The organism is Sporosarcina luteola (assembly GCF_023715245.1).
Classification (GTDB): Bacteria; Bacillota; Bacilli; order Bacillales_A; family Planococcaceae; genus Sporosarcina; species Sporosarcina luteola_C.
The window spans coordinates 92,829-118,265 of sequence record NZ_JAMBNV010000005.1 but is presented as its reverse complement, the minus strand read 5'-3'; the positions used below and the strand labels follow the sequence as shown (position 1 = coordinate 118,265).

Sequence of the window (25,437 nt, the reverse complement as noted above, 5' to 3'; positions counted from 1 at the left end):
TAAACGACTTTTTACTATTTCCCTACTAGTGACATTAACCCTTTGTATAGTAAGAGCAGGGAGAATAGTAATATAGCTAATATACCTATTATGTTAGTTATTGGCTCTATACCTGCTAAAAAGGTGCTTGATAAGGGAGCCTTTAATAATGCAAAGCCAGCTAAAATACAACCTATTATCAAAAGAATAGATCTATCCAATTCACTTGAGCCTCCTCTACTACATTATATGAACACATTGGCTGTTACGACTGTGAAAAAATTAAAAGGGAGATTGCAATGGATACATTAGCTATTAAAGAACTTCACTCTCATAAGGAAATTTTAGAAGCCTTCCCGGTAATGAACCAACTACGTACTCATTTAGATGAAAAAGATTATCTTGAACTGGTGGCGGAGGCCAAGGAAAAGGACATGTATCGTTTATTTGCCTTATATGATCAGGGAGAAATCGTTGCGGCAACTGGGTTTAAACCAATGATCACTCTTTACTATGGGCGTTTTGTTTGGGTTTGTGATTTAGTTACTGATAAAAACAAACGGTCAAATGGATATGGTGAAAAACTGCTTTCATATGTACATGAGTGGGCTAAAGAAAATGGGTATGAAAGTGTCGCCTTGTCCTCGGGATTACAAAGAACGGATGCACATCGATTTTATGAAGAAAAAATGGACTATGACAAAGTGAGCTATGTGTTTAAAAAAGAAATATCTCCGCAGATGAAAAAGCGCTAAGTGATCATAAATCCTGTTGAGTGATCATAACCCCCGTTGAGTGATCATAAGTCCTGTTGAGTGATTATAAATCTTGTTGAGTGATCATAAACCCCGTTGAGTGATCATAAATCCCGTTAAGTGATCATAAATCCCGTTAAGTGATCATAAATCCCGTTAAGTGATCATAAATCCCGTTAAGTGATCATAAATCCCGTTGAGTGATCATAAACCCCGTTGGGTGATCATAAATCCCGTTGAGTGATCATAAAATCCGTTGGGTGATCATAAATCCCGTTGAGTGATCATTAATCTTAAAAAGATTTCAATTAACACTTGAAAACTCCTCTAAAAACGAATAATATATGTAAGGTGTTAAAAAACGTTCGGCTTTGGAGGAGTTTTTTCGTGTTTAAATTACAAGAAAACAATACAACTGTAAAAACGGAAGTCCTAGCAGGGTTCACAACCTTTTTTACGATGGTATATATCGTAATCGTCAATCCGATCATATTGAAAGACGCGGGCGTGCCATTTGATCAGGTGTTTACGGCTACGATCATTGCTACTGTTATCGGAACCCTATGGATGGCGCTTGCAGCAAATTATCCGATTGCGATTGCACCGGGGATGGGTATGAATGCGTATTTCGCCTATTCGGTAGTCGGAACAAATGGGATTACGTATGAAACAGCTTTCGCAGCAGTTTTCGTTGCGGGCCTCATTTTTGTTATTTTGTCTTTGACATCTTTCCGGAAAGTATTGATTGAAGCGATTCCTGATAACTTGAAAAATGGGATTACGGCGGGGATTGGCTTGTTTATCGCCTTTATCGGGATGAGACAGGCAGGGATGATCGTATCGCATCCGTCCAATCTCGTTGCGCTAGGGGATCTTCATTCACCAACAGTGCTGTTTGCCTTGCTTGGTCTTACTGTCACGCTAATTCTCATGGCGTTGAAGGTGCATGGAGCATTGTTCTTCGGAATGATCATTACGGCAGTTGTCGCCTTATTCACAGGGCATCTTTCCTTTGACCATGGTTTCGTTCAAATGCCGTCGCTTCCGGAAGGAATCATCGTCTCCAATCCGTTCACTGCCTTAACGGATGTATGGCAGTATATGCTTTTCCCAGTAGTCTTTTCGTTCCTCATGGTGACGATTTTTGATACGACAGGAACGATGATCGGGGTTGCACAGCAAGCGGGGTTAATGAAGGATAATAAAATGCCAAGGGCGCGCCAAGCTCTACTCGCAGATTCAGTTGCCGCCACTGCTGGCTCGATGTTCGGGACAACCCCAACAAGTGCTTATATTGAATCATCTGCAGGCGTAGCAGCAGGTGGACGAACTGGGCTAACTACGGTGACTGTCGCCATTTTATTTATCGTTGCAGCATTTTTCGGGCCGCTTGTCAGTGCGGTTTCAGGCTTGTCTTCCATTACAGCACCAGCATTAATTATTGTCGGCAGCTTAATGATGGGGGCTATTGCCAAAATCAAATGGGATGAGATTGACGAAGCATTCCCAGCATTTTTAATCATATTAAGCATGCCGCTCACTTCGAGCATTGCAACAGGTATTGCATTAGGTTTCATTTCTTATCCAATCTTAAAGGTTGTGATGGGGAAATGGCGTGCTGTCCATCCACTTGTGTATGTGTTCGCGATTCTGTTCTTTTATCAATTAGCATTTCTGCCGCATTAAACTTTGCAAGTAACGAAAAGAGCAACTCCCGATTTTCTGGGTGGTTGCTCTTTTTTTTGCAATTCATCAACTGAACTCAATGGGAAGCCTAATTCTTTCGTTTTAGACATTTTGGTGATAAAGTAGAAACTTATGTTTACATAGGTAGGTAACGAATTTGCCGCCTTTAAGCTTAGAAAGGTTGAAAACATCATGAAAACATTAACAGGAGCTAAGCGCTTAAAGCTGGCACTGCTTTTAGGGGCGCTTGCAGCGATGGGCCCTTTAACCATTGATATGTATTTGCCATCATTTCCGACAATCGTTACTGCATTTGGCACAACTCCTTCCTTGGTACAAGTGAGTCTGACAGCGACGTTAGTCGGAATTGGATTAGGACAGTTAGTGCTAGGTCCGATGAGTGATGTTCATGGACGAAAGAAACCGTTAGTCGTTGCACTGATCGTTTATTTGGCCGCCTCCATCCTTTGTGCCTTTGCACCTAATATTGGATTGTTCATTGCGGCTCGTTTCCTGCAAGGATTTGCGGCATCTGCGGGAATTGTCATCTCCAGGGCAGTCGTCCGGGACGTATACAGTGGAAGGGAATTAACGAAGTTTTTCGCACTCCTCATGCTGATCAATAACCTGGCGCCGATTCTCGCACCTCTTCTAGGAGGAGTTATTCTCGCGTTTACGGATTGGAAAGGCATATTTATCACATTAAGTATTATTGGTCTTTTGTTGGCCATTGTTGTGATTTGGAAGATGGAAGAATCATTATCGCACGATATGCGAGTCCCCAGCAATCTCACCCAGACATTTAAAAACTTCCAATCATTACTGAAAAATCGTAGCTTTATGGGCTATGCACTCGCACAAGGGTTCATCATGGCTGGTATCTTCGCTTATGTCGCGGGTACTCCCTTTGTGTATCAAACGATTTACGGTGTTTCGCCGCAACTATTTAGTGTGTTATTCGGCATGAATGGAATAGGACTCATCATCGGCTCGCAAGTTGTCGGGCGTTTAACGGGCATCGTTTCTGAACAGCGATTCTTACAGACAGGATTATTTATTTCCGTCACATCAGGCGCATTTTTACTTATTGCGGTTCTTGTGCACGGCCCGCTTCTCTCAATCGTTGTGCCCATCTTCTTTTTCGTTGCATCTATTGGTATCATTGCTACGTCCTCGTTTTCATTGGCGATGGAATCGCAAGGCCATATTGCAGGAAGTGCTTCCGCGTTGCTAGGATTATTGCCATTCATCTTAGGCTCAATCACTGCACCGCTCGTTGGCATCGCAGGAGAGGAAACAGCAATCCCGATGGGGGTCATCATTTTTGGTACATCTATCATTGCACTTCTATCTTATTACGGACTTGCGCGGAGAAAGAGTATGGAAACATAACAATAAAAGGCATTTTGGAAGTAGAGCATTCCCGGATGCCTTTTATTAAATTTGCAGCTAAACTGTCAGGGGGCCAGTAAGAAGGAGTTTTATTGTGAATGAAGAATACTATTAATCAGGCGCATTTCCGAAGCAAGGAACTGCGCTTTTATTCTTAGAACAGCATCGCAATTGGACCGTTTTTTTATGAAAGGAGTTTTGATTTGAAAAAAATTGATGATTTAAAAGCTGGAGTTGCTGTAATTATTTTGAACACAGAGAATCAAGTTTTATTGCAAAAAAGAGCTGATGTGGGTTTGTGGGGAATCCCGTCAGGACATGTGGAAATTGGTGAAACAGTGTCTGAAGCAGTTATGAGAGAAGTAAAAGAAGAGACGAATTTAGATATAAGTATCAAAAAGCTGATTGGTGTTTATTCCGATCCAGATTCACAAGTGTTCAATTATCCAAATGGCAAGGTAGTGCATTTTATTACGACTTGTTTTCTTGCCGAAATTACAGGCGGGGAACTTACATGTAATTCAGATGAATCGCTTGAAATTAAATTTTTTAGTCAGGACAATTTACCAGAAGATTTGTTAACAATGCACCCCCAATGGCTTGAGGATGCTCTTTCAGAAAGGGAAGCGGCATTTATTCGCTAATCAATATTCAATAATCGGGCGTGTTTAAACAATCAGGACTTTAATTAGCTTTGAAGAAGCACAAACCGGGTCCATGGTTTGTGCTTCTCTTTATCTTTTTTGTCTTTGCAGCGTAACATTTACGCTCCAATAAAAGCTTTAATGGCATCGATCAAACTATATATACCGAGGAACGTACAAATGACAGCGACGATTCCGCCGATAATATTGGCCTTCACAGAGTTTCCAAATTCACCGAGACGCTTTTTGTTATTCATTATTACAAGAAGCGTAATGACGATTACTGGGAGTAAAATACCGTTCAGCGCTTGTGCGAACAATAACACGTCGAGAGGATTAAAGCCAAGACCTGAACAGACGATGCCGATGATCATCACAGTTGCGAAGACAGTTTTGAAACGCTTGTCCTTCATGCCGTTTTCCCATTTCAACACACTACTTACGGTCATCGCCGCTCCGAGCGGGGAAGCGAGTGCCGAAGAAAATCCTGCTGCAAACAGTCCGAGGCTCATGAACGCTTTCGCCCATTGTCCTAAAATAGGTTCCAGCTGAAGGGATAAGTCTGCAGCGCCTGAAACTTCAACACCTTGAATCATCGCACCCGCGGTAATTAACACCGCCGCTGTAATCAGTCCGCCGATACTGATCGAGACAATCGTATCAATGCGCGCTTCTTTCAAGTCAGTCGGTTTATTCCAACGTTCCTGTACCATGGAGGAATGTAAAAATAAATTATAGGGTACAACAGTCGTTCCGATCAGCGCTATGATCATAATGATGGAACCGCTTGGGATCGTCGGAAGGAATGCACCTTGGAACAATTCGCCAAGGTTAGGCTTTGCGACAAACATCGTCGTAATGAACGTCAAACTCATGATGGCAATCAAAGCGACCATGACCCGTTCAATCAATTTATAACTTCCGCTCAGTCCAATAAATAAAATGATGATGCCTACAATTGGACCGAGCACATTTGGTGAAATGCCCGTCAACGTTGAAATGCCGAGCGATGTCCCGAGCAGATCACCGGCCATATAAGCAGCACACCCGACGCTGATTGCAATCATGACAAGCCACATGGAGCCATATTTTAATATGGGATTGGAGAATTGTTCACGAACGGCTTCCCCCAGACCTTTGCGCGTAATTATGCCGAGACGTGCTGTCATTTCTTGCAACACGATTGTCGCGATGATCGAAAAGACGACCGCCCAGAGGATTGCATATCCATACGAGGCACCTGCTCGAGTAGCAGTTGTTACTGTTCCCGGACCAATAAAAGAAGCAGTAATGATGGCGCCAGGACCAATCACTTTTAATCTATCTAGTAATGATTTTCTCTCTGCAACTTGGACGTTCTCAAGTTCAACATTCGTCATTGTAGTACACCTCTCGTTTCAACGTTTGAAATATTTCGTTTATTTATGGTGGATGAAACCAACTAGGATTTCATCATGTGTATATTCTATTTTCTATAATTCATTCTAAATAGTTATAGATCGTTTGTTTTGAAACACCCAGCACAGTAGCGATGCGGTCACCGGACCCTTGGATTAGGAAAGCGCCTCTCTCTTCCAACTTCTGAACAAAACGAATGCGCTCGTTTCGGGACATTTCTGGAATAGGAACTCCGATTTCAAGCGTTACAGAGCTAATTAAATGATGAAAAACTTCATCGATATTCTTCGCATAAGATTCATCCAGGTGATTACTACTTTCTTCTGCATCGTATACAGTGATAAATTCTTTCATCACTTGGTTAACCATTGAAAAAGCAGTAATATCGAAGTTTATGCCCAAATAACCAATGACTTCACCTTCATTGTTCCGAATGAAAGAGATGGAGGTTTTCACCATTTTCCCGTCTGACGTTCGTGTCGTAAATCCAAGTTTATCTTTCACTTCATTGCCATGTTGGCGTAGTTGTTTCAAAATAACTTCGGTTGTAGGGGCACCTACTTCACGACCTGTCACGTTTCCTTGAATATAAACAAGGGAAGATTGGACATTGCTTAGATCATGTATGACGACTTCACAATTGCTGCCAAAAGTGGCATGAATCATATCAGCAATAGGCTCGTAGCGCTTCAAAATATTGTTAATTTCTCCGTTTGTATCAGCCATTTTTATCACCATTTTTCAATTTCTTATGTAAGCGCTTTAATCACGCTTTGCATAGAAGTCTTCAACCTCATGATAGGGTTGAAGACTTAAAATTTACGGGGTAGGGAATTACAAGTTTTGTTGTTTGTGAGCAATTTCACCAGCGAGTGCATATAAAACGACTGTTGAAACAAAGTGCGCTGAGTTTTGGTTCGGATCTTGTTGTGGGTAGATTTCCACGAAATCCATCCCGATGACACCTTGCTTGCAAATTTCGTAGACAAGCGTAAGTAGCTCATAAGAAGTTAGACCGTTGCCGTCAACTGGACCGCCAGGGTTGAACGCAAAATCTAGCACGTCACTGCAGATGCTTAGGTAGACACAATCTACATCTTTGCTTGCCATTGCATATAGTTCACCAGCAAATGCCTTTAAGTCTTTCGCATTTCGAATATCGTTAATTGTTACTGTAACAGCGCCGGCTTCCTTCGCATTACGGCCAGCTTCGGGCATATTTCTTGGCCCGTGAATCCCTGTATGGATGATACTTTCATTGCGGACGCCTTCTTGCTCGTATAGACGGGCAAACGGGCTGCAACGTGCATATTGGTCTCCGTTATGAGAAGGGAGGTTGTCGTAATGTGCATCAAGATGAATGATGCCGATTTTTTTACCCGTTTCAGCAAGCGCTTTCACGATTGGGAAAGTAACGCCATGATCGCCGCCTAAGCCAATAAGAAATTTCCCACTTTTCCATAGATCGCTCGAAAATTTTGTAATGCGATTCATTGTTTCATCTACATCAGCGGGTACGACATCGATGTCTCCGATATCTCCGATTTTCATATGTTCAAACACATCAATATGATCAAGTTCCGGTAAATAACCGCTATAACGAGCAGAAGTTAAGCGCATCACTTTCGGGCCAAGTTCACAACCTGTGTAATCTCCCCATGTAACGGCTCCTTCCCATGGAATTCCGTATACGACGGCATCTATATTCTCGAAAGATTTAGTAGCAGAGATGTTTTCTGCTCCTAAAAAGCAAGGTGTATTACCATAAAGAATGTTAGTCAATTAAATCAATTCCTTTCGATGTGTTTTGAAAATTAGTCAACTTCTAAAATGAATCGTACTGTTTCTTTGAAAAAAAGTCAAAGGTTTTTTAAATAAATTAAAAATGTTTAGGGAGCCTAATTACTAGTGGAATTGGGCGGAGTCCCAGTGGAGTCTACTATTGAGCAATTTCTCCTTCCGTAAATTGGCATTTATGTTGGTGCCTGTGCACGGTGCATTTATGACAATTCATAAAAAGTTATATAAATACAAAGGGAAGCTCACCAAATACCGATTTGGAAAGCTTCCCGTTTTCTATTTATGCAATTGTAGTGTATTGACTGAATTGTCTCGGTACCTGTTTCGGTGCCTGTGCACGGTGCATTTATGACAATTCACTAAAAGTTATATAAATACAAAGGGAAGCCCACCAAATGACGATCCGATGAGCTTCCCGTTTTTCATTTATGCAATTGTAGTGTATTAACTGAATTGTGTCATGCACAGGCACCTAAGTAAAAAAATATTAAAAGGCTTTTTATATTGTAGGGAAGGTAATGATGATTTGTCCGTTATTATTTTCGACCTGTATAATTTCATTATCAAATAGATAAGGGGTGTCGTTTTCATCTTGTGGTTTAATCTTCTCGTACATGTTCCTTACGGATAGGACAGGGAATGTCACGGGTATGAATCGCCCTTTATGTAATGCTTTCATATTGCCCATTAAAAATAATTCTTTGCTGGATGCAGCAAAACTTAAGTGGCCAATTTCCTTATTGGAGCTGCCCGATAGTAGTTTAACGTTTTGCAATAAGGAAATAATACATAAAATGAAGTCGTTAATTACTTCGGGTGTCATTTTTTCATAACCTTGGTCGATGAAAAACGCGTTGAAGCCGTTCCGAATCTCCTTAAAGGAGAACAGGTTCTCGATCTTTTGCTTTCTTCCTTTGCCGAGGTTTTCAATAATCTGCTTGCACTCCTCGAAAAATTCTTTGACGTACCCTGTACAATTTTCCCTTTGTACAATAAAGTCTCCCAGTTCCTTCATCACTTTATTGTCTTGCACATCTTCTCTTATAAACAGTAAAAAGCTTAAGACATCTTTTTCATCAAAGCTTCTATCTGCAAACTTAGTGTAGTAGTAATCAACTAATTGTCGCTCTTTTTTATCCATTGTTCGTCACTCCTAAAAATCCTTGTGTAATTGTTGCTCAATGCCATTTCTTAATCATATCATGCAATGTTATGGGGGATATTATATTCTAACAGGAAATACTCGAAAATTAAATGTTGCACGAAGGAAACATCGCGCATATAATAGCGATAATCTATACAATTAAGACATAAGAGGGTGACTATTGATGTTGGATTATTTTATAGGACTGAATCCGATTGCACAGGCATTGATCGCCACTTTATTCACGTGGGGAATGACTGCTGTCGGAGCAGCTTTGGTCTTTACAACGAAGAAAGTCAATCAGAAGTTGATGGATGGGATGTTGGGGTTTGCGGGTGGTGTAATGATTGCGGCAAGTTTTTGGTCGTTACTCGCACCTTCCATTGAAATGGCTGAACAAAATAGTTCGTTTCCATCGTGGTTTCCGGCAGCTATCGGCTTTTTATTGGGAGGCCTCTTTCTGTGGATAGCGGATAAGATCATTCCCCACTTGCATCCGAGCTCTTCCATGAAAGACGCTGAGGGCATCAATCCTGCCAGCAGACGGCGGAGCACCCTTCTCGTATTTGCGATTACGTTACACAATATACCTGAAGGTTTAGCAATCGGGGTTGCCTTCGGTGCTGTGGCGGCAGGTATGCCATCCGCGACAATGGCAGCCGCTATTGCTTTGGCAATTGGAATCGGAATCCAAAACTTCCCCGAAGGGACAGCGGTTTCAATGCCACTGCGGAGAGACGGAATGTCACGCAGGAAAAGTTTCTTCTATGGACAATTTTCAGGTGCGGTTGAACCTATTTCAGCTGTAATCGGTGTAATTGCAGTGACAACGATGCAGCCCCTTCTTCCATTCGCCTTAAGCTTTGCTGCAGGGGCAATGATTTTTGTAGTAGTGGAAGAGGTTATCCCCGGATCACAGGAAAATGGCAATAAAGACTTGGCATCGATATGCTTAATGCTAGGATTTGCAGTCATGATGATACTTGATGTCGCATTTGGATAAGGGATGAACAATACTATCTGCTACTATCCAGAAGACAACGCTGTATAAAAAAATAATACATTTCATAGAGCAGCCAGTGTGTACTTATTCACACTGGCTGTTTTTATTTTTTTAAAAATGAAGGTTCCTGTTTTATACAGGGATTCTTACGAAAATAAATGATATAGTAATTTTTTTATAATTAAACATCTTTTAAACCTTTCTAATTCACCTCGCTGATCAATTGTGAACAATCGAGATAATTGTTTTGTCACAATAAGATTATTGATCACAAATCCGCCAAACTTTGGACAAAGAAATGTCGTTGATTAGTCATCGTTTCGGCATGGATAGTGTATAAAGATACATGTATACTTGGATACTCCATGAAGAATCCCAAGTAAATTGGTTTCATGGAAATATTATTCGTAGCATTACTTTAAAGGAGTGTATTTGTGAAATGGATCCGATATTTTTAGCAAGGATACAATTTGCTTCTACAACAATATTTCATTATCTTTTCGTCCCGATGTCAATCGGTCTCGCACTGACGATTGCGATTATGCAAACGATTTATCATCGGACAGGCGATGAAAAGTATAAAAAAATGACGAAGTTTTGGGGAACCATGTTTCTCATTAACTTTGCAGTCGGTGTTGTAACAGGAATTTTACAAGAATTCCAGTTCGGTATGAACTGGTCGACATATTCAAGATTCGTCGGAGACGTCTTTGGTCCATCACTTGCAATCGAAGGACTGCTTGCGTTCTTTATGGAGTCAACTTTCATTGGATTATGGGTGTTCGGTTGGGATCGCTTGCCGAAACGAGTTCATTTACTATCCATTTGGCTCGTTCTGTTTGGAACTGTTCTTTCCGCATTTTGGATCTTAACAGCCAATTCATTTATGCATCACCCCGTAGGCTTTGAATATTTTGAAGGCAGAGCCCAAATGAATGATTTCCTCGCTTTATTAACAAACCCGCAATTATGGGTTCAGTTCCCGCATGTTTTATTTTCAGCTTTTGCAACAGGTGCTTTTTTCGTTGCAGGAATCAGTGCATGGAAAATTCTAAAGAAACAACAACTAGATATGTTCAAGAAGTCTTTTCAGATTTCCATTATCATTGCAACGGTTTCAACAGTTGTCGTTCTGTTCGTCGGTCACCAACAAGCGGTGCATCTCCTTACTACGCAGCCTATGAAAATGGCGGCCGCGGAAGCATTATGGGAAGACAGCGCTGATCCGGCACCGTTTACGGTCGTAGCAAAAATAAACCCTTATGAAAAGACAACGACAAATGAAATACAAATCCCTTATATGTTAAGTGTTTTATCGTTCAATAAATTTAGTGGACAAGTTGAAGGGATGAATACGATTCAGAAGCACTATGAAGAAAAGTATGGGCCTGGCAACTATATTCCACCTGTTCGAACAGTATTTTGGAGCTTCCGTACAATGGTGTTTGCTGGCACAATCATGCTTCTTCTCGGAGTATACGGCTGGTTTGTATCAAGGAGAAACAAACTTGAACAAAACCCATTGTTCATGAAAGTAATGGTATACGCTATAGCGTTACCGTTTATCGGGAATACTGTCGGTTGGATAATGACGGAAATGGGTCGTCAGCCATGGGTTGTCTTCGGTGTCATGAAAACAGAAGATGCCGTATCCCCGAATGTGACAGCAGGGCAGGTTCTATTTTCGTTAATTTCATTTTCAACGTTGTATGCGATTTTAGCGGGGGTAGCGGTTTATTTATACGTCCGCACAATTAAGCAAGGTGCATATCAGGAAAAAACGGTTGAGGTTGATGCTGATGTTGATGCTGTTGACCCATCCGGTCGGGAGGATGATTATATTTGGAACTAAGTGAATTATGGTTTCTGCTAATCGCTTTTATGTTCACGTTATTCTTCGTGCTTGAGGGATTTGACTTTGGCGTCGGCACGGTTGCTAAGTATTTAGGACGCGATGATTATGAGAAGCGAGTGTATTTAAATTCGATCGGCCCGTTTTGGGATGCCAATGAAGTGTGGCTCATTTCAGCTGGTGCCGCAATGTTTGCGGCATTTCCACATTGGTATGCAACGCTGTTTAGTGGTTTCTATATTGCCTTTGTGTTCATGTTGCTTGCGTTAATTTTACGTGGCGTGGCATTTGAATTTAGAGGGAAGGTGGACCATCCCGTATGGAAACAGGTGTGGGATTGGGCGATCTTTATTGGAAGCGTTGTCCCCCCATTCCTTTGGGGAGTGGCATTGACGAATTTTATGACAGGTGTTCCAATCGATCAACATAAGGAGATGATCGGTGGGTTTCTACAATTGCTTCATCCATTTGCCTTACTTGGCGGTGTGATGTTTACGCTTCTTTGCATCGTACATGGGTTGCAATTTATCACACTGCGAACAGAAGGCGAACTACAAGAACGAGCAAGGGTTGCGTCATCGAGATTTGCACCCGCGGTATTGCTTGCCTTGCTTGCTTTTGCCGCAGCAGGTCTTTGGAAGACAGATATCTTCACTGCACACGGAACTGGGTGGATAGCGTTGCCACTGTTAGCCTGGGGAACATTGCTCCTCTCAACGATATTGAATAAAAAGAAGAGGAACAGACTCTCATTTTTAATGACGACCATTACAATCATTGCGTTAACCGCAAGTGTCTTTATCGGACTGTTTCCACGTGTCATGATCAGTACGCTTGGCGCAGCAAATGATTTAACGGTCTATAACGCCTCATCGGGAGACTATTCGTTAAAAGTGATGAGTTATATTTCGTTAACGCTGATTCCCTTCGTGCTAGCTTACCAAGGGTGGAGCTATTACGTATTTCGTGAACGTCTCAAAGGGAAGGACCAGTTGGAGTATTAATGAAAAGAAAAAAAGGACTCCCATCTTACCCCGGCAGCCGTTCTCTCTATACGTCCCTGACGTTCCTCATTTTAGTAGAAGCGTGTGCAATCGTCTTTCAAGCCATTTTCTTGGGACGAAGTGTGACATCTTTATTCCAAGGGGCAACTGTTCAAGAAATCTGGAAAGACCTCCTTTTATTCCTGGTATTTTTCGTCATGCGTCACGTTTTATCCCACGTCCAACAACTGCTGTCAGAGCGCTTTGCAGTCCGAACAACGAAAGCGTTACGCGAACAACTTACCGCTTCCTATTTTAAACTCGGTCCACGATTTGCGCAGACAAACGGAACGGGGAGACTCGTTACGCTTGCGATTGAAGGGATTGAACAAGTCAAAACGTATTTGGAGATCACGATTCCACGTATGATCCGTACCTTTATCATCCCTGCGGTACTTGCGATTACTATTTTTACGTTCGACAAAATATCATCCATCATCTTAATCGCCACTGTCCCGATCATTATCATTTTCATGATTTTACTTGGGATGGCGGCGCAAAAGATGGCAGACAATCAGTATAAAACTTATCGCATTCTATCGAATCACTTCATCGATACGTTAAAAGGATTGGAAACGTTAACGTATTTAGGAGTAAGCGAAAGGCATGAAGGCAAAATTGCACGTGTCAGCAAACGATATCGGAAAGCGACGATGAAAACACTTCGTATCGCATTTCTCTCATCATTTGCACTCGATTTCTTTACGAGTTTGTCGATCGCATTCGTTGCGGTTGGTCTTGGGTTCCGCCTCATTGATGGTGCGATCGTTCTTCTACCGGCGTTAACGATTCTTATTTTAGCACCTGAATACTTTTTGCCAATCCGACAAGTTGGAACGGATTATCATGCGACGTTGGACGGGCAAATTGCCTTGGGACAAATAGAATCCATCATTAAAGAACATGAGGATACAACTCTCCCTGCGATGAACGCGAACATCGAATGGGGACCGATGAGCAAGATTGCGTTTCATGGAGTAACAGTTAGTGTAGATGAAAAACAGATTGTAAATAACCTGCGATTTGCATGGGAAGGTAGCGGAGCAATTGGGATTGTAGGTGAGTCAGGGGCTGGAAAGTCAACATTCATCGATATTATTGCTGGCTTTTTACAGCCGACTAGTGGGCTGATCGAAGTGAACGAAGAGAAAACACCTTCGCTCATGCGAACGGATTGGACAAGTCAGATTGCCTATATCCCGCAGCACCCTTATATTTTCCCGGCGTCGATTAAAGAAAACATTCGATTTTATGAACCGACTGCCACTGATGAGGAAGTCGAGCAGGTCATCGATGAAACAGGTCTTCGCGCTCTCGTTCAACAATTGCCTGAACAAGCGGATACCCAAATCGGCGAGGGGGGGCGTTCAGTAAGTGGCGGTCAAGAACAACGAATTGCGATGGCCCGCGCATTGTTAAGTAAACGCCCCATTATTATTCTCGATGAACCAACAGCACATCTTGATATTGAGACAGAATATGAGTTGAAACAATCAATGCTTCGCCTATTTGAAGGGAAACTCGTCTTTCTTGCGACGCATCGCATTCATTGGATGAAGGATATGGATCATGTCGTCGTATTAAAAGAGGGGAGTCTTGTCGAAAGTGGTACACATGATGAATTAATTCGGAAACAAGGTGTGTATACAGATTTGATTAGACATAACCGGGGAAGGGGAGGAGAGCTGTGAGAACTTGGATTATCCCTTATATGAAACAACATAAAGGGCGGATGTTGCTTACCGTATTGGTAGGCGTGCTTGGAGTCGCATCTAGTGTGATGTTATTGTTCATATCGGGTTATTTAATTTCAAAGTCAGCCCTTCGCCCGGAAAATATTATGATCGTCTACGTTCCCATTGTGGCGGTACGGGCGTTTAGTATAAGCCAGGCAGTCATGCGTTATTTAGAACGACTCATTGGCCATGACGTCATTTTGCGCATTTTGGAGAGAATGCGAACACGGCTGTACCGTGTTCTGCAACCTCAGGCATTAGTATTGCAATCACGTTATAAAACGGGTGACTTATTGAGTATGTTATCCGAGGACATCGAGCATTTACAGGATTTCTATTTACGAACTGTATTTCCAAGTATCTTATCGCTATTCGTTTATGGTGCATTGATTGGCGTGCTTGGATTATTTGACTGGGTATTCGCCCTCATGATGGCGCTTGTGTTAGCGATTATTGTATTCGTAATTCCTTTTATTTCATTACTCGTGACGCGACGTAAATACATCGCGCTAAAACAAGGACGCAATCAATTATACGCGCAATTAACAGATGCCGTATTCGGCTTATCGGATTGGATTGCCAGTGGACGAATTGAATCATTTTTATCTGATTATAAAACCGATGAACGCGACTTGTTAGAAATTGAAAAGAGAATGAATCGATGGCAACATGTGCGAAATGCTATAGTTCAACTTGTCATCGGCATTGCAGTGATGGCGATGATCGCTTGGGCAGGCAACCAAGCGGAGACAGGGCAAATAGCACCAACTGTAATTGCAGCTTTTGCATTAATGATGTTAGCAATTACCGATGCCCTTTCACCGGCTTCTGAAGCAATTGAACGGATCCCCGCGTATGAAGAATCACTTCGACGTTTACAAGAGGTGGAAACCGAAACCGGCGATGCTCCAGGTCACGCTCCGCAGTCAGCTGTAGCAGCTATTCGCGAAGCAAACGGACCAGCGATTGAAGTGCAAAACGTATCCTATCGTTATCCAGAAAGTAAGGAAGATGTCATTAGTGGGATGACCTTGACGATTGACAGAGGTAAGAAAGTTGCAATCTTAGGTCGGAGCGGTACGGGCAAATCAACGCTGCTAAAACTTTTGACAGGCGCACTTCAGCCGACAGCAGGAAATGTATTCATCAACGGTGAACAAGCAAGCCAAAGCTTGCTTGCCAAATCGCTGTCAATTTTGAATCAAAAATCACATCTTTTTGATACAACGGTGGAAAATAATATTCGGATTGGAAATCCCGAAGCATCTGATGAAGAGATTTCGGAAGTTGTTGAACAAGCACAACTAACGAAATTACTCGCTTCGATCCCTACAGGACTGAAAACGCCGATGGAAGAAATGGGACATCGGTTTTCAGGTGGAGAACGCCAACGAATTGCATTCGCCCGTGTCCTTTTACAGCAAACGCCGATTGTTATTTTTGATGAACCAACGATTGGACTTGATCCGAAAACAGAACATGACCTACTGCAAACAATGTTCGATGCGGCAAAAGACAAGACGGTCATTTGGGTGACACATCATTTAGCGGGCATCGAACAAATGGACGAAATCATCTTTCTGGAAGAAGGCAACATCGTCTTACAAGGAAATCATGAAAACCTGCTAGCGACTTCATCAAAGTACCGTGCGTTGTATGAAATGGATAAAGGGATTTGATGAGTTGGGAACTGAGCGATAAAGGAGTGGAACTACTCTATTTACCGCTCAGTTTTTTCTTCTGTAAGAACATGACATAATAAGCACTTAGCATGCATGGACGGATTTTCACCGTTCATGCTTTTTTGTTGCTTGGAAAAGAGTTTTCCTCTCTCACGCATCTGAAGTAGTAGGTGATACGGTAGATGAACTTTACAAACTCCTAGTTCAATTTGCACTTTTTTGAAACTACTAAAGCTTAATTCTTCTATTCAGTTTATAATTTCATTCATGTCATTAAAGTAATTAATTTGTAATTGACTTACTATTTTATTTGTCTTACAATATTAAAAAGAGATATTTTATAACAGTCAGACTACTAAAAGTCTAAGTGAAGTGTTATGAAATAGTAAACTTTTCCAACGGGAGGGACGCTTATGAATTATGAAGAGAAAATTGAAGGTTTAGGCTATAAACTTTCAGCACCAGCAAATAAGCGCATATTTGAAGATGGGGTACGCACCGGCAATTTGATTTTTGTTTCCGGTAACGCAGCAAAGGTAGATGGGGTTTTAAAATATCAAGGAATTGTAGGAAATACAGTTACAATCGAAGAAGCACAAGATGCAGCGAAAATTGCATTCGTTAACTGTCTGGCTACTGTCCGGAATATGACAGGGAGTCTTAACTCAATTCGGAAAATCGTCAATATTAAAGGGTATGTGGCGAGTTCACCAGACTTCATCGAGCAGCCGGAAGTCATGAATGAAGTCTCAGCCTTGGCCATCGAGGTTTTCGGTGAAGTAGGAGAGCATAGCAGAGTTTCCCTGGGGGCGAGTTCTCTTCCCGGAGGGACACCTGTAGAAGTAGAAATCATTGTTGAAGTAGAGTAACGGAAATTGGGCAATGGATTTGAAATGAAATTGAAAATGAAAAGGGGAAAATAATTATGGAAAATGTATTAGTAAAATCAAGGACAGAAATGCTGGAAGATTTACCACTCGGGATTAAACAATTATTTACGAGTATTACGCATTTAAAAGAAGGAGAAAAGGTGCTCGTCATTACCGATGAAAACAAGTTGGAAATCGGTGAATTTGTTTACAAACATGCAAAAGAGTTTTTTGAAACGACCTTGATGGTAATGCCTACAAGAGAAGGGCATGGAGCCGAACCGACGGAAGCTGTACGAGCCGCCATGAATAATTGTGATGTGGCTTTTGGAGCGACAACGTATTCGATGTATCATTCAAAAGCGAGATTAGATGCTAGTAAGAACGGTCGTCTGCGTTGGATTGGGCTACAAGACTATGCTCTTCACATGTTTGAAGAAGGTGGATTAACTGCAGATTTTGATGAAGTTACTGAAGTGGTCAATCGAGTTGCTCCTCATTATAAAGGAAAAACGTTCACACTTACTGCCCCTGGCGGAACGCATATGGTGTGCAGCATTGAAGGAAGAGACCCTGTATTGGATCATGGGACAGCCACTGTGCCTGGAGCTGCTTCGTTTCCTCCAAACGCAGAAGTTGCATTGGGACCGGTTGAAGGAACTGCCAATGGTGTATTAGTGTTTGACGGCAGCATTCCACATCCATTATTGAACCTTATTGAAGAACCGATCACATGCGTCGTTAAGGATGGCTTCATTACAGAAATACAAGGTGGTCGCGAGGCGGATATTTTACGTAAACTATTGGCGGAATTCAATGATCCGACAGTCTACAATATTGCTGAACTGGGACTTGGGTTGAACAAAGAAAATATCCTTTGCGGCCATATGGCACCTGACGAAGGCTCTTTCGGCAACATCCATATTGGAATCGGTAAGAACTTGAACTTTGGCGGTCATGTCAATTCGCCGCTGCATCTTGATATGGTAATAAAAACGGTGACTTGTGAGATTGATGGCCGAGTTATTATGAAAGACGGAGAATTGCTTGTCTAATAGATGAATAAAACCTCTTAGTATGCAAAGTGGTTTTCTCAATAGAAGACAACAGGACGTACTAAGAGGTTGCCAGTAATTCGTCCGCTCCAGTTGGTAAGCGCTTACATGGATACTTGATTCGGAAATAATCATACAAGGGTGAGGATATGAGGATGATTAGAAAATATTCAGCTGCCGTTTTATGCATGATCTTAATGCTAGCCTTAGCCGGGTGTTCCACTTCGGTGAGTAGTGAAGAATTAAGGAGTAAACGAATTATCAGCATTGCAACCGTACAGCCCGATGACCACCCGATAGCACTTGGTTTACAGGCATTCAAAGAACATGTGGAGGAAAATCTGGGGGACCGGTACGAGGTGAGGATTTTCCATAATGGGGTTATTGGCGGAAATTCTGAAGTGCTTGAATTACTGCAGATGGGCTCGTTGGACATGGTTGTGACGAGTGGAAGCAATCTAGAAGCATTTGCAGATGAATATAAGATTTTCAGCTTACCATACTTGTTTAACGATGAAGCTAGTTTCCGAGAAGTCATGGAGAATGAAGAGTTCGTCAATGAGATTTACAACTCAACGGTCGATAAGGGCATTCAGGGCGTTACCTGGTTTGCTAATGGCGTAAATAATATCTACGCCTCAAAGAGAGTTGAAAAGCCCGAAGACCTCAAAGGATTGAAGATTCGTGTTCAGTCAAGTGAAGCGAATGTGAAGATGGTCCAAGGCTTTAATGCAGCGGCAGTCGTTATGGCGTACGGAGAAGTATATACCGCCCTGCAGAATCGTGTCATTGATGCTGGGACGAACCCTGAGATGGCACTTGTGAAGATGAAACATGGGGAAGTGGCAAAATACTATTCTCGTACGGAACACCAAATCTTTACAGACGTGTTCGTCGTAAGTACGAAATTCATGGATTCCTTGACGGATGAAAAAGAAGTGTTTCAAGAGGCGTTCAAGTTAAGTACACAAGTTGCCAACGGAGAATGGGACAATCAAATTGCAGAAGCGATTGAGGAAGCAGAAGAAATGGGCGTCGAGTTTATTACCGTCGACAAAAAACCATTCGAAGAAATGCAGCAGCCTGTCAAAGAAGCATTGTTGAAGGGAAATCCAAAATTGCAAGAGTTGTATGACCTGGTTCAACAAATCCAGAACTAATGGAAAGAAGATGATAACGATGATCAAGGTGAGAAGCATTTTAGATAAATCGCTTGCTGGGATATGTGCTTTCCTCTTAGCTTTCATGACATTTCTAGCAACGTACCAAGTGATTACACGATATGCCTTTAAAACTCCTAGCACAGTGTCGGAGGATTTGTTGAGCTATTCATTTGTATGGGTATCCTTGCTTGGCGCTGCACTTGTATTTGGGAAAAAAGATCATATGCGATTGTCCATTATTCCAGATAAGTTAACAGGAGCATGGGGTCTTGCGCTATCCATCTTTACGGAATTGCTGATTATGGTCATTGCAGTCATTGTCTTTCTAATGGGAGGAAAGGATTTTGTAGGAGTGGGTGCCATACAGGCTTCGCCTACTCTAAACATAACATTGGATTGGATTTATATGATTCTTCCGATCAGCGGGATATTGATTATCGCTTACAACATCTTGAATATTATCCAAGCTGTCCAAGAGTATCACGGAGATGGAAAGGAGGAATTCCAATGAGTATAGCAGCTTCAGCAGCTCTATTGATTCTTGTGACACTGGCTGTTCTATTACTCTTAGGTGTCCCGATTGGAATTACATTGGTTGTTGCATCGATATTAGCCATTACACAATCATTAGGTTTTTCGTCAGCTGTTCCTTCTTCCGCGTTAAAGATGTTTCAAGGAATTAACATTTTCACCTTATTGGCAATTCCTTTCTTTATTTTAGCCGGAAATATAATGAATAAAGGAGGGATTGCGCTCCGGCTCATCAATTTTGCAACAGCTTTGACGGGGAGGATTCCCGGCTCATTAGCTCATACGAACGTTGTAGCGAATATGTTGTTCGGATCCGTCTCAGGTTCCGGGACAGCTGCAGTATCTGCAATGGGGACAATAATGAGCCCTATTCAGAAAAAGAAAGGGTATGACAGCGACTTCACGGCTGCTATTAACATCGCAACTGCACCAACGGGCTTATTGATTCCTCCAAGTACAGCTTTGATCACCTATGCGCTGATCAGTGGGGGCACTTCCGTGGCGGCCCTTTTCCTCGGTGGGGTGATTCCCGGCATACTATGGGGGCTTAGCTGTATGGTTGTTGCATTTTTTTATACGAAAAAAAATGGCTATGTTGATAAAACACCTATCTCACTAAAGGATTTTATTACAGTCACACTGGAAGCAATTCCAAGCTTATTATTGATCATTATCGTTATCGGAGGAATTGTCGGCGGTATATTTACGGCTACAGAAAGTGCTGCAATTGCGGTCGTTTACAGTTTGCTGTTATCAACGATCTTTTATAAAACATTAAAAATAAAAGAATTGTATGGCATTTTAATTGATAGTGCAAAGTTGTCGGCAATCATCATGTTTTTAATTGGTGCGTCAAATATATTGGGTTGGGTCATGTCGTTTACGGGAATTCCTAACTTCTTGGCTGATGCAATTTTGGGGATATCAGACAATCCAATTATCATTTTGCTCGCAATCAATATTTTATTACTATTCGTCGGAACGTTCATGGACTTAACACCTGCAATTTTAATCTTCACGCCAATTTTACTTCCTGTCTGTATGGCGTTAGGAATGACACCTTTGCATTTTGGAATTATGCTCACGTTCAATTTATGCATTGGAACAATCACTCCACCTGTCGGTAATATTCTATTCGCCGGCATTAAAGTGGCCGATCGAAAGCTTGAAAGGGTTTTGCCGCATCTATTGCGTTTTTATGGTGCTATTTTTGTAGTGTTGTTGTTAATAACTTACATGCCGTGGTTTTCAACATTCTTACCGTCATTGGCTGGATATCGGTAATCCGAATTAAGTGAATCCATTCAGCTGGGCGCCATTATTTTCTGAATTTATGAAAATAGCATTTGACAGACTAGTTTAATTGTCTTACAATAAGACATATAGAAAGTCACTATTATATTTGAAGGGTGGAATTTACATGGCAACGTCAAGAGCAAAGGCACCGAAAGGAATATTAGGGTTTCCCGTAGCACCAATGGATGCAGAAGGTAAATTGGATTTAGTTGGACTGGAGAAGAATATTGAGTTCTTAGTGGAAGAAGGGTTATCTTCAGTTTTTGTAGCTTGTGGCGCGGGTGAATTGCATGCGATAAGCAATGAAGAATATAGATCCATGGTAGAAGTGGCTGTTGAAAAGACAAAAGGGAAGGTTCCTCTCTATACAGGAGTCGGCGGCAACATTACGCACGCGTTGGAGCAGGTGCGGATTTCTGAAGAGCTTGGCGTAGAAGGGTACTTGATCTTACCGCCGTACTTGATCGAACCATCACAGGATGGCATTTACAATTACTTGAAAGAAATTATTCAAAGCTCGGATTTGAATGCGATCGTCTATCAGCGCGACAATTGTATTTTTGAAGCTGAAACACTTCAAAAGCTGTGCGAACTACCGCAACTCGTCGGGTTTAAAGACGGTATTGGAAATATGGAAAAGAACGTGGAATTCACACACCTAATCGGGGACCGTCTGGAGTGGATCAACGGAATGCCGCTTGCGGAAGTGACGATGGCAGCGTATGTGAACCTAGGATTCACATCGTATTCGTCAGCGATTTCCAACTATATCCCTCACATTTCAGCAAAATACTATGAGGCACTTCTTAGCGATGACAAAGAATTGGTGAATGAATTGTATAAGGATGTTATTTTCCCAATTCACCGTATCCGTAAACAGAAGAAAGGCTATGCTGTTTCGCTGATCAAAGCGGGCATGAAAATCGTCGGTCTTCCTGTCACTACGAACGTTCGCGCACCAATTGCTCCTGTCGAAGAAGGGCATTACGAAGAGTTGAAAGTCATTATCGAAAAGGCTTTGGAAAAATACCCTGCTAAAGTTACAGCGGTCTAATAGGAGGAAATTATGACAACTACAACAGAAGCAAAAACAAAAACCTACTTGAATTACATTGACGGTGAATGGGTCGCGTCTGAAACAGGCAAAACAGGCGTCAGTAAAAATCCGGCTCGAAAAGACGAAGTTGTTGGTGCTTATCAGCTTTCCAACAGCAGTGATTTCGACAAGGCGGCATCTGCTGCACGCAGAGCCCAAAAAGCATGGCGCAAGCTGACCGGTAATGTACGGGGAGATTATTTGTTGAAAGCTGCTTCCATTATGGAAGAGCGTATCGAAGACATTGCAACAGCGATGACTCTCGAAATGGGTAAGACTTTACCGGAAGCGAAAGGCGAAACGGCTCGTGGCGTAGCGATTCTACGTTATTATGCAGGTGAGGGAATGCGGTCGGTAGGCGATGTGATCCCTTCAACTGACAGTGAAGCATTGATGTTCACGACGAGAGTTCCAGTAGGGGTTGTCGGCGTCATAACACCATGGAACTTCCCGGTAGCCATTCCGATTTGGAAAATGGCGCCTGCTCTCGTCTATGGAAACGCTGTTGTCCTTAAACCGGCAAGTGAGACAGCGGTGACGAGTGCGAAAATCATCGAGTGCTTACATGACGCAGGCATTCCAGCCGGAGTAGTGAACTTGGTTACAGGATCCGGATCTCTTATCGGGCCGGAAATGGCGAACCATAAAGAAATTGACGCCATTACATTCACAGGTTCGAATACGGTTGGCAAACAACTGGCACAAATCGCCGTTTCCAGAGGCATTAAATATCAACTTGAAATGGGTGGGAAAAACCCTGTAATTGTTGCAAATGATGCAGATCTAGATTTGGCGGTTGAAGCTACGATCAGCGGAGGATTAAAATCATCCGGACAAAAATGTACAGCGACAAGCCGGGTCATCGTTCAACAGGATGTCTATGAGGACTTTAAAGGGAAACTACTTGAAGAAGTGGCGAAAATCACTGTCGGAGACGGCATGGATGCAGGAACGTGGATGGGTCCAAGTTCCAGTCAAAGTCAGTTGGACACAGTGCTTTCCGCGATTGAAAAAGGGAAAGCGGAAGGGGCCACACTTCTCCTCGGTGGAAACGAAGTGAAGAAAGAAGGATTGAATGGCTACTTCGTGGAGCCGACAGTTTTTGAAGATGTATCTTCTACTATGTCACTCGCGAGGGAAGAGATTTTTGGCCCGGTCCTTGCCCTGATGAAAGTGGAGACGATCGAAGAGGCGCTTGAATTGGCAAATGACTCGGAATACGGGTTAAGTGCTTCCATTTTCACAACGAACATTAGCAATATGCTGGCGTTCATCAATGAAATGGACGCAGGTTTGGTTCGTATCAATGCGGAAAGTGCCGGAGTTGAACTGCAAGCTCCGTTCGGCGGCATGAAGCAATCCAGTTCCCATTCACGCGAGCAAGGTCAAGCTGCAAAAGAATTCTATACAGCGATTAAAACAGTGTTTATCAAATAAGATGACAAAGCAGGAGTAATGCGATAGATCGTCTAACTCCTTGTCTTTAAAATATCAAAGGATAGGCCAGCGAAACTCGTTGGTCTCTCTTCTGTTTATAGAGAAAACCTACTATTGAGGAGGATACCAATGCGTTTTATTGACGAACAAGAAATCAGAAGCCTCATTACAGTGAAAGATATTATCGATACAATCGAAGAGTATTATTTGAATGACGGTGAGAGCAGATCGTTAATTCCAGATCGTTTGTTCATCAATGACGACGACAATTCCGCTTTGCTCATGCCGTCTTTTTACGAGGATTATTTTGGGGCGAAAGTAATTGGAATCGCGCCTGGAAATGCCGCAATCGGTGAAGCGACGTTACGGGGCATCTTTTTATTGAATGATAGGAAGACAATGAAACCGCTTGCTATAATGGACGCTCGAACGATTACTGCCATGAGGACCGGTGCTGTCAGTGGGGTGGGTATGAAATACTTGGCGGCAAATGAGGCGGATACGGTTGGTGTAATCGGGACAGGAGACCAAGGGTGGAGTCATTTACAGGCAGCATGTGCTGTCAGACAAATAAAGCGGGTTTTGGTGTATAATCGTAGTCAGGAAAGACTTCATCCTTTTATGGAGAGAGCGAAAAAGGAGTTCCCAGCAATACGCTTTGAAATTTCTACTCCTGAAACGATTTTGTCAGAAGCACAACTCATCATTACGACAACAACTTCAACTGACCCAGTCATTCCTTATGATGGATCCGTGGACCTGACTGGAAAGCATTTCGCAGGTTCAGGTGCGTTCAAATCATTCATGCAGGAAATTCCTGACGCAATCATCAAAGAAGTGGATCACCTCTACGTCGATACGCACGCCGCGTTTTCCGAGTGCGGCGAGATGAGGAAAGCCAGAGAATTCGGCCATAGTGAGGAGACGGTCCCTGAACTGAAAAGCCTTGTACAAGGTGGGGAAAACGATGAGATGAAGCAAAAAACAACGCTATTCAAGTCTGTAGGCATCTCCATTCTTGACATCCTAACGGCGAAATTGGTATATGAACGAATGACGAGCACTGTAAAAGCAATTTAGAAATGAAAGGAGGAGCCTATGAAAGAATATAAAATGGATACAGTCCGCAGAAGCACCCTTTCACAATTGGTATTGGAACAGATTGTCCAACTGCTCATGAATGGACAATTGAAGCCTGGAGATAAGTTACCAGCGGAAATGAATCTGATGGAGCAATTCGATGTGAGCCGACCAGTGCTACGTGAAGCTCTTAGCTCGCTCGAGACCTTGGAAATAATTACGAGAAGGCCCCGCGGAGGGACATTTGTCAACGAAAAAGTCGGCAGCAACCCGTTCAAAGTGATGCTCGCCTTATCCATCAATAATGTTCCAGCAGTTATTGAAGCCCGTATGTCTTTGGAGTTGGGACTTGTCACCATCGCCGCCGAAAAAATAACAGACGACAAGCTCGAGCTGTTAAAGGAAACCATCGACAGTATCCAAGCCAATCCAGAAGGCGACTATGGTCAATTGGATAAGGAATTCCATCGAATCATCGCACAAAGCGCCAACAACCCGGTCGTTGAAGGAATGATAGAATCTCTGCTGATTTCCCACGAAAAAACGGATAGCCTAATTCCGTACCGTGAACCTGATGTCACTGTGGAACATCATTTAGCAATCTACGAGGCGCTGAAAAACAGGGATCCATATGAAGCATTCAAACAGATGTATAAGCATTTGAGCTTTGTAAGGGCGAAACTCTTGGATAACGTTCAAAAGGAATAGTGGGAAATAGTCCGCATTTGGCTGCGGGCTTTTTTAATGGTTTTATAATGCAAGCAGGGACGGATTATTTCCCCGTTCCTGCTTTTTT

Annotated in this window: 23 protein-coding genes; 18 read left to right on the top strand and 5 right to left on the bottom strand. The window is 42.4% G+C overall.

The annotated features are described in order from the left end of the window. Window positions 1-14 precede the first annotated feature (14 nt). Window positions 15-200 carry a hypothetical protein gene (locus tag M3152_RS16530; protein WP_251696815.1) on the bottom strand — a complete coding sequence of 62 codons (186 nt, stop codon included), beginning with the start codon at window positions 198-200 and terminating at the stop codon, window positions 15-17. Window positions 201-278: 78 nt separating this feature from the next. On the opposite strand from M3152_RS16530, the gene M3152_RS16525 reads away from it, so the two are divergent. The 4 genes from M3152_RS16525 to M3152_RS16510 all read left to right on the top strand — a co-directional run bounded on the left by M3152_RS16525 (window position 279) and on the right by M3152_RS16510 (window position 4,456). After that, window positions 279-734, top strand: a complete 456-nt coding sequence (locus M3152_RS16525; RefSeq protein ID WP_251696813.1) for a GNAT family N-acetyltransferase — start codon at window positions 279-281, stop codon at window positions 732-734. Window positions 735-1,121: 387 nt separating this feature from the next. Further along, window positions 1,122-2,420, top strand: coding sequence for an NCS2 family permease (locus M3152_RS16520; protein WP_251696811.1), 1,299 nt, complete (start codon window positions 1,122-1,124; stop codon window positions 2,418-2,420). A 192-nt stretch (window positions 2,421-2,612) separates the two neighbouring features. Continuing rightward, window positions 2,613-3,812 carry a Bcr/CflA family multidrug efflux MFS transporter gene (locus tag M3152_RS16515; protein ID WP_251696809.1) on the top strand — a complete coding sequence of 400 codons (1,200 nt, stop codon included), beginning with the start codon at window positions 2,613-2,615 and terminating at the stop codon, window positions 3,810-3,812. 203 nt (window positions 3,813-4,015) lie between these two features. Further along, window positions 4,016-4,456, top strand: coding sequence for an NUDIX domain-containing protein (locus M3152_RS16510; protein ID WP_251696807.1), 441 nt, complete (start codon window positions 4,016-4,018; stop codon window positions 4,454-4,456). A 119-nt stretch (window positions 4,457-4,575) separates the two neighbouring features. Here the strand turns inward: M3152_RS16510 and M3152_RS16505 are convergent, their stop codons facing one another. The 4 genes from M3152_RS16505 to M3152_RS16490 form a co-directional block, all read right to left on the bottom strand. Beyond that, window positions 4,576-5,835, bottom strand: coding sequence for an Nramp family divalent metal transporter (locus M3152_RS16505; protein ID WP_251696805.1), 1,260 nt, complete (start codon window positions 5,833-5,835; stop codon window positions 4,576-4,578). 100 nt (window positions 5,836-5,935) lie between these two features. Next, entirely contained in the window at window positions 5,936-6,580 is a 645-nt protein-coding gene (locus M3152_RS16500; RefSeq protein ID WP_251696803.1) for a helix-turn-helix transcriptional regulator, read from the bottom strand. 108 nt (window positions 6,581-6,688) lie between these two features. Further along, window positions 6,689-7,636: an agmatinase family protein gene (locus M3152_RS16495; protein WP_251696802.1), complete on the bottom strand. Its 948-nt coding sequence runs from the start codon at window positions 7,634-7,636 to the stop codon at window positions 6,689-6,691. Between the two features lie 517 nt (window positions 7,637-8,153). Continuing rightward, entirely contained in the window at window positions 8,154-8,795 is a 642-nt protein-coding gene (locus M3152_RS16490) for a hypothetical protein (protein ID WP_251696800.1), read from the bottom strand. Window positions 8,796-8,982: 187 nt separating this feature from the next. On the opposite strand from M3152_RS16490, the gene M3152_RS16485 reads away from it, so the two are divergent. From M3152_RS16485 to M3152_RS16420, 14 genes are all read left to right on the top strand, one after another. After that, entirely contained in the window at window positions 8,983-9,801 is an 819-nt protein-coding gene (locus tag M3152_RS16485; protein ID WP_251696798.1) for a ZIP family metal transporter, read from the top strand. A 439-nt stretch (window positions 9,802-10,240) separates the two neighbouring features. Then, window positions 10,241-11,653 carry a cytochrome ubiquinol oxidase subunit I gene (locus tag M3152_RS16480; protein WP_251696796.1) on the top strand — a complete coding sequence of 471 codons (1,413 nt, stop codon included), beginning with the start codon at window positions 10,241-10,243 and terminating at the stop codon, window positions 11,651-11,653. A 29-nt stretch (window positions 11,654-11,682) separates the two neighbouring features. Beyond that, a complete protein-coding gene (gene cydB / locus M3152_RS16475) occupies window positions 11,683-12,657 on the top strand; it encodes a cytochrome d ubiquinol oxidase subunit II (RefSeq protein ID WP_251696881.1) in 975 nt (324 codons plus the stop codon). After that, complete coding sequence (gene cydD, locus M3152_RS16470; RefSeq protein ID WP_251696794.1) at window positions 12,657-14,387, top strand: thiol reductant ABC exporter subunit CydD; 1,731 nt, start codon at window positions 12,657-12,659, stop codon at window positions 14,385-14,387. Before cydB ends, cydD begins: the two co-directional genes overlap by 1 nt. After that, complete coding sequence (cydC, locus tag M3152_RS16465) at window positions 14,384-16,111, top strand: thiol reductant ABC exporter subunit CydC (protein ID WP_251696792.1); 1,728 nt, start codon at window positions 14,384-14,386, stop codon at window positions 16,109-16,111. Before cydD ends, cydC begins: the two co-directional genes overlap by 4 nt. Before the next feature lie 416 nt (window positions 16,112-16,527). Continuing rightward, on the top strand, window positions 16,528-16,983 hold the full coding sequence (locus tag M3152_RS16460; RefSeq protein ID WP_251696790.1) for a RidA family protein: 456 nt from the start codon (window positions 16,528-16,530) through the stop codon (window positions 16,981-16,983). Window positions 16,984-17,039: 56 nt separating this feature from the next. Next, complete coding sequence (locus M3152_RS16455; protein ID WP_251696788.1) at window positions 17,040-18,038, top strand: aminopeptidase; 999 nt, start codon at window positions 17,040-17,042, stop codon at window positions 18,036-18,038. A 155-nt stretch (window positions 18,039-18,193) separates the two neighbouring features. Beyond that, window positions 18,194-19,198, top strand: coding sequence for a TRAP transporter substrate-binding protein (locus tag M3152_RS16450; RefSeq protein ID WP_251696786.1), 1,005 nt, complete (start codon window positions 18,194-18,196; stop codon window positions 19,196-19,198). 19 nt (window positions 19,199-19,217) lie between these two features. Then, window positions 19,218-19,712 (top strand): TRAP transporter small permease, encoded by a 495-nt coding sequence (locus tag M3152_RS16445; RefSeq protein WP_251696784.1) that lies wholly within the window; start codon window positions 19,218-19,220, stop codon window positions 19,710-19,712. Between the two features lie 2 nt (window positions 19,713-19,714). After that, window positions 19,715-21,016 carry a TRAP transporter large permease gene (locus M3152_RS16440; protein WP_251696880.1) on the top strand — a complete coding sequence of 434 codons (1,302 nt, stop codon included), beginning with the start codon at window positions 19,715-19,717 and terminating at the stop codon, window positions 21,014-21,016. A gap of 136 nt (window positions 21,017-21,152) precedes the next feature. After that, window positions 21,153-22,082, top strand: a complete 930-nt coding sequence (kdgD, locus tag M3152_RS16435; protein ID WP_251696783.1) for a 5-dehydro-4-deoxyglucarate dehydratase — start codon at window positions 21,153-21,155, stop codon at window positions 22,080-22,082. Between the two features lie 12 nt (window positions 22,083-22,094). Further along, on the top strand, window positions 22,095-23,561 hold the full coding sequence (gene gucD, locus M3152_RS16430) for an alpha-ketoglutaric semialdehyde dehydrogenase GucD (protein WP_251696781.1): 1,467 nt from the start codon (window positions 22,095-22,097) through the stop codon (window positions 23,559-23,561). Between the two features lie 129 nt (window positions 23,562-23,690). Next, complete coding sequence (locus tag M3152_RS16425; protein WP_251696779.1) at window positions 23,691-24,641, top strand: ornithine cyclodeaminase family protein; 951 nt, start codon at window positions 23,691-23,693, stop codon at window positions 24,639-24,641. Between the two features lie 18 nt (window positions 24,642-24,659). Beyond that, the gene (locus M3152_RS16420) at window positions 24,660-25,349 is read left to right on the top strand and encodes a FadR/GntR family transcriptional regulator (RefSeq protein ID WP_251696778.1); all 690 of its coding nucleotides are present in this window, start codon (window positions 24,660-24,662) and stop codon (window positions 25,347-25,349) included. Window positions 25,350-25,437 lie beyond the last annotated feature (88 nt).

Bases quoted from the DNA above. Each gene is read 5' to 3' on its own strand.
- M3152_RS16485 (WP_251696798.1), top strand. From the start codon at position 8,983: ATGTTGGATTATTTTATAGGACTGAATCCGATTGCACAGGCATTGATC.
- M3152_RS16425 (WP_251696779.1), top strand. From the start codon at position 23,691: ATGCGTTTTATTGACGAACAAGAAATCAGAAGCCTCATTACAGTGAAA.
- M3152_RS16525 (WP_251696813.1), top strand. From the start codon at position 279: ATGGATACATTAGCTATTAAAGAACTTCACTCTCATAAGGAAATTTTA.
- M3152_RS16460 (WP_251696790.1), top strand. From the start codon at position 16,528: ATGAATTATGAAGAGAAAATTGAAGGTTTAGGCTATAAACTTTCAGCA.
- kdgD (WP_251696783.1), top strand. From the start codon at position 21,153: ATGGCAACGTCAAGAGCAAAGGCACCGAAAGGAATATTAGGGTTTCCC.
- cydD (WP_251696794.1), top strand. From the start codon at position 12,657: ATGAAAAGAAAAAAAGGACTCCCATCTTACCCCGGCAGCCGTTCTCTC.
- gucD (WP_251696781.1), top strand. From the start codon at position 22,095: ATGACAACTACAACAGAAGCAAAAACAAAAACCTACTTGAATTACATT.
- M3152_RS16480 (WP_251696796.1), top strand. From the start codon at position 10,241: ATGGATCCGATATTTTTAGCAAGGATACAATTTGCTTCTACAACAATA.
- M3152_RS16445 (WP_251696784.1), top strand. From the start codon at position 19,218: ATGATCAAGGTGAGAAGCATTTTAGATAAATCGCTTGCTGGGATATGT.
- M3152_RS16450 (WP_251696786.1), top strand. From the start codon at position 18,194: ATGATTAGAAAATATTCAGCTGCCGTTTTATGCATGATCTTAATGCTA.
- M3152_RS16500 (WP_251696803.1), bottom strand. From the start codon at position 6,580: ATGGCTGATACAAACGGAGAAATTAACAATATTTTGAAGCGCTACGAG.
- M3152_RS16505 (WP_251696805.1), bottom strand. From the start codon at position 5,835: ATGACGAATGTTGAACTTGAGAACGTCCAAGTTGCAGAGAGAAAATCA.
- M3152_RS16455 (WP_251696788.1), top strand. From the start codon at position 17,040: ATGGAAAATGTATTAGTAAAATCAAGGACAGAAATGCTGGAAGATTTA.
- M3152_RS16490 (WP_251696800.1), bottom strand. From the start codon at position 8,795: ATGGATAAAAAAGAGCGACAATTAGTTGATTACTACTACACTAAGTTT.
- M3152_RS16420 (WP_251696778.1), top strand. From the start codon at position 24,660: ATGAAAGAATATAAAATGGATACAGTCCGCAGAAGCACCCTTTCACAA.
- M3152_RS16515 (WP_251696809.1), top strand. From the start codon at position 2,613: ATGAAAACATTAACAGGAGCTAAGCGCTTAAAGCTGGCACTGCTTTTA.
- cydB (WP_251696881.1), top strand. From the start codon at position 11,683: ATGTTCACGTTATTCTTCGTGCTTGAGGGATTTGACTTTGGCGTCGGC.